Source organism: Bradyrhizobium sp. LA6.1, from assembly GCF_040547805.1.
Taxonomy (GTDB): domain Bacteria; phylum Pseudomonadota; class Alphaproteobacteria; order Rhizobiales; family Xanthobacteraceae; genus Bradyrhizobium; species Bradyrhizobium barranii.
This window is the reverse complement of record NZ_JBEPQK010000052.1, coordinates 1-3799: the sequence shown is the minus strand read 5'-3', so window position 1 is coordinate 3799 and position 3799 is coordinate 1. Positions and strand designations below refer to the sequence as shown.

4 protein-coding genes are annotated in these 3799 nt (G+C 61.6%); all 4 read left to right on the top strand.

What is annotated here, in order from left to right; all coding sequences use genetic code 11:
* Nucleotides 1-183 precede the first annotated feature (183 nt).
* The 4 genes from tnpA to ABIB99_RS44360 are packed head-to-tail and all read left to right on the top strand — an operon-like array spanning nucleotide 184 to nucleotide 3169.
* Complete coding sequence (tnpA, locus tag ABIB99_RS44375) at nucleotides 184-606, top strand: IS66-like element accessory protein TnpA (protein WP_231144167.1); 423 nt, start codon at nucleotides 184-186, stop codon at nucleotides 604-606.
* Nucleotides 600-953, top strand: coding sequence for an IS66 family insertion sequence element accessory protein TnpB (gene tnpB, locus ABIB99_RS44370; protein ID WP_354182286.1), 354 nt, complete (start codon nucleotides 600-602; stop codon nucleotides 951-953). The genes tnpA and tnpB overlap by 7 nt, the downstream gene beginning before the upstream one ends.
* A gap of 51 nt (nucleotides 954-1004) precedes the next feature.
* On the top strand, nucleotides 1005-2570 hold the full coding sequence (gene tnpC / locus ABIB99_RS44365) for an IS66 family transposase (RefSeq protein ID WP_354182284.1): 1566 nt from the start codon (nucleotides 1005-1007) through the stop codon (nucleotides 2568-2570).
* Nucleotides 2567-3169, top strand: coding sequence for a plasmid pRiA4b ORF-3 family protein (locus ABIB99_RS44360; RefSeq protein ID WP_247532437.1), 603 nt, complete (start codon nucleotides 2567-2569; stop codon nucleotides 3167-3169). Before tnpC ends, ABIB99_RS44360 begins: the two co-directional genes overlap by 4 nt.
* Nucleotides 3170-3799: the final 630 nt, after the last annotated feature.

Genomic DNA, 3799 nt, shown 5'->3' with positions numbered 1-3799 from the left:
GGGGGCGCTGGCGGCGTCGGAGGAAGCGCGGCGTCGGCTGGAGGTCATCCTCGGCGAATTGCGACGCGAGAAGTTCGGCGCGAAGTCCGAGAAGCGTAAGCGGGGCTGCGAGGCCCATCAGATTGTTTGTGCGTAGACCTATGAGCGCCGTTAGAAGAGTCATCTTCTGCAAGGGTGCTCACAATGGACGACCATTCGGACGACATAAGACGACCGTTGTCACCGCGCATAGAAGTGTACGCCGGCGGCGGCCGGAAACAGTGGCCAGATGATTTGAAGGCGCAGATCGTCGCGGACAGTCTCGAGCCGGGCGCGATCGTAACAGATATCGCACGTCGCCATGGCTGCCGGCCCCAGCAGGTGCATGACTGGCGGCGCCGGGCGCGTTCAGGTCAACTGGTGCTGCCAGCTGCGGGGGGAGCACTGTCGTTTGTGCCGTTGGTGTCGGAATCGTCGCCATCGGTGGCTGCAGCTCCCTCCGGGTCGCCGGAAGCAGCCGTTGTGACGGTTGAGCTCCATGGGGCACGAGTTGAGGTGCGAGGGACGCCTGGCCTTGCCGTGTTGAGTGATGTGTTTGTTGCGTTGCGCCGGACACGTTCATGCTGACGGCTCCCGCTGGCCTCATGATTTATGTTGCGACCCGACCTGTAGACTTCAGGAAGGGCGCAGATGGCCTGGCGCTGTTGGCGAAGGAGACGCTGGGCCACGATCCGATGAAGGGCGTGGCGGTGGTCTTCCGTGCGAAGCGCGCTGATCGGGTGAAGATTGTTGTCTGGGATGGTAGTGGCCTCGTGCTGTATTGGAAGCGGCTTGAGGGCAGCGCCTTCAAGTGGCCGCCGGTGGTTGACGGCGTCATGCGAATGAACGCCGCGCAGTTGTCCGCGCTTCTGGCCGGCATGGGTTGGACACGCATGCATGCGCCTCGAATCCTGCAGCCGAAAGCGCTTGCGTAGGACATAAAATCTTCGCTGCATCGGGGCGCGAAGCATGACAGACTCGGGCCAATGAGTGATTTGCCTGATGAGCTGCCGAGCGATCCAGCCGAGTTGCGTGCCTTTGCCGCGGCTCTGCTGGATCGCTGCGCCAGGCTCGAGCGGTTGCTCAAGCTTGCAAAAGACGCGCAGTTCGGTCGATCCTCGGAAAAGCTTGACGCTGATCAGCTCCAGCTTGTTCTGGAGGATACCGATCAGGCTGTCGCGGCTCTCGAGGCAGCCGAGGACCGCGCCAATCCCAAAGCACGCGAGAAGAGAGCTGCCGAGCGCAGGGCCAATCGTGGCAAGCTGCCGGAGCATTTGCCGCGCATCATCGAGACCCTGATGCCCGCTGCAACCTGCTGCCCGTGCTGCGCAGGCGACCTTTTTGAGATCGGTCACGATGAGAGCCAGAGGCTGGACGTCGTACCGGCGCAGTATCGCGTCATCGTCACCCGCCGCCCCAAACTGGCCTGCCGCGCCTGTCACGGCGTCGTCCTCCAGCACGCTGCTCCCGAGCGATTGATCAGGGGAGGACTGCCGACCGAGCGGCTCGTCGCGCATGTGATCGACGCCAAGTATCATTGGCATTTGCCGCTTTACCGCCAGGCGCAGATGCTGGCGACGCACGGTATCGCCATCGACCGTTCCACGCTCGCCTTCTGGGTCGGCTACGCCGCCCAGGAATTGAAGCCCTTGTGGCATCGTCTGCGCCAGCTTCTGCTCGCCTCTTCGAAGCTCTGTGTCGACGAGACCCCCGCACCGGTATTGGATCCGGGGCGCGGCAGGACCAAAACCGGCTACTTCTGGGCGCTGTCACGCGATGACAGGCCCTGGGCCGGACCTGACCCACCTGGTGTGGTTTACGCCTATGCGCCGGGCCGTGGGGCCGTTCATGGCTTGCAGCTACTTGAGGGCTTTCGCGGCATCATCCACTGCGACGGTTATCAGGCTTACAAGACTATGACCCGAGAGACGCGTGCGGACGCCTTGTCCGGGACGCTCGCCTTCTGCTGGTCGCATCTGAGGCGCCAGTTTGTGAAGATCGAGCGCGAGGCCGCTCCGGCGCCAGCTCCGGTTGCCCGCGAGGCTCTTGAGCGCATCGCCCAACTTTACGCGGTCGAAAAAGCGCTCCGCGGCCGATCAGATGTCGAGCGCCGTGCTGGCAGGCAGGCGCATGCCCGACCTCTGGCTACAGCCTTGAAGCAGTGGTTTGAGGCCAAGCTTGATCACCTTGCACAGAAGAGCGACACGGCGAAGGCCTTGCGTTACGCGCTGCGTCATTGGGACGGCTTGACGCTCTATCTTGATGACGGGCGCATCGAGATGGACACGAATGCTGTCGAGCGTGCGATGCGGCCGATCAAGCTCAACGCCAAGAACTCCCTTTTTGCCGGTTGCGACGAGGGCGCCGAGAATTGGGCAGTTCTGGCTTCGTTAATCGAGACCTGTAAGCTCAATGGCGTCAGTGCCGAGCACTGGCTCGCTGATGTTCTCGCGAAGCTCGTCAATGGTTGGCCTGCGGCGCGACTGGACGAACTGCTCCCTTGGGCATCGATCTACACGATGCATGCACACGATCCGAGGCTGGCGGCATGAGCCTGAACACGACCGCGGTCCGGATCAAGGTGACCCTCAAGGACGTAAAACCGGAGGTGATGCGTCGCCTTGTCGTGCCGCTCACGCTGCGCCTTGATCGGCTGCATCTGACGCTTCAGGAGGCATTCGGCTGGACGAACAGTCACCTCTTCGAGTTCTTCGCTGGTGAGGCACATTGGGGGATTCCCGACCCCGACAATGATTACGGCCACCAGCCCATGGATGCCCGTAAAGCGCGGCTTTGCGATATCGTTCGAGAGACCGGCGCCAAGACGATCCACTATCTCTATGACTTCGGCGACAGCTGGGATCACGTGATCAAGCTCGAAAAATGGTTCGACAACACCACGACGGAGGGCATGCCCTTCCTGCTCGAGGCCGCCGGTCGTTGTCCTCCGGAAGACGTCGGTGGTGCGCCAGGCTATGCCGAATACCTCGACGCCATCAGCGACCCTGCTCATCCGGAGCACGAAAATATGCGCCGCTGGGGCCCGGAGCGGTTCGATCCCAACGTGATCGACCGGAAGGCCCTCGAGGCCGCCGTCAACGCGTTGTCCGACACATGGAAACCGCGGCGACGCGCCACGCGAACAAAATAGACGTCAAGCGCGATTCAAAAGGGCCGCAGAGCTACGCTTACGATCCAATCTGCCGAGTTGCCCTTGGGAAGCGAACGGCCAGTCTGGCCTCGCGGCGACAGCGCATGCCACCGAGAACGGGCTGCCGTCGGACTAGGGGTCGGGTGTATCCCGATGTCTGCGGCGTGTCCGCTTCTAGGGATAAAGGAAACTTAAGCCGGCAATTCAGTCATTTCGCCTTCTGGCCGTATCAGTCAGCTATTGCGGCGCAGCGACATATCCGGAATAGAGGGCAAACAAGAAGTGATTGGCGAGTCGCAAATTGACGCGACTGACCCCGGAGCAGACATTGGCAATCGCGCGGTAGACACGTTGTGACGAGTGAGTGACGCGGGTCGCAAAACATCCCGCCCCCGAGTCAGGGGAAGAACAGAAAGTTCGTTCTAAAGTATGGAGGCGGGTTGCTAAGTATTGCCTACTAACAATCGGGCAGTAGTCCGTAAGCCTACCGTCCAGCTTCGCTTCTACCACGGAGTGATAGGTCAGTGAAGCCGCTGAGCTATCGCCCAAAGTTGGTGACGGCGGGAATCGGAAAGGCGGCATATCGTGGGGGTGCTTGACGCCTCCACTTCTCCACCGAAGGAGCGATAT

What these genes read in the sequence shown, in the direction of transcription:
- tnpB (WP_354182286.1), top strand. Translation starts at nt 600, where the DNA reads ATGCTGACGGCTCCCGCTGGCCTCATGATTTATGTTGCGACCCGACCT.
- tnpA (WP_231144167.1), top strand. Translation starts at nt 184, where the DNA reads ATGGACGACCATTCGGACGACATAAGACGACCGTTGTCACCGCGCATA.
- ABIB99_RS44360 (WP_247532437.1), top strand. Translation starts at nt 2,567, where the DNA reads ATGAGCCTGAACACGACCGCGGTCCGGATCAAGGTGACCCTCAAGGAC.
- tnpC (WP_354182284.1), top strand. Translation starts at nt 1,005, where the DNA reads ATGAGTGATTTGCCTGATGAGCTGCCGAGCGATCCAGCCGAGTTGCGT.